Below are 332 nucleotides of genomic sequence, written 5' to 3'. Positions count from 1 at the left end.
CGTAGGCGCCGCGGTCGCGGGCATCGCCGTACTGGCCGGTGTACGCCAGCCACAGGCCGCCGTTGCTGTTGTCGAAGGCCGCCAGCATCGCCAGGATGGAGATGCCCAGCACGCCGTCCAGGCCGACATAGGCGCCGAGGATGATGATGAGGGTGGCGGGCACCAGCGTCTTCATCAGCAGGATGGTGCCGGCGGTGGCCAGGATCGGGCCGCCGGTGCGGGTGTTGACCTGGGTGCCGGTGGCGAAGATCAGCAGGGCGATCAGCGGCAGGGCGCTGTTCTTGAACAGGGCGGTGGTGAAGCCGCCGATGGCCAGCGCGTCGGGCGCGAAG

General features: G+C 69.9%; 1 protein-coding gene. It reads right to left on the bottom strand.

Annotated elements, in window-relative coordinates; translation table 11 throughout:
• Positions 1–332 (bottom strand): 2-keto-3-deoxygluconate permease (locus tag ACR6JA_RS22615; RefSeq protein WP_494599694.1); only part of this gene is annotated, 332 nt, incomplete at both ends.

It is taken from the genome of Cedecea sp. B1(4), from assembly GCF_059414925.1.
This window is presented reverse-complemented; position numbering and strand designations above follow the sequence as displayed.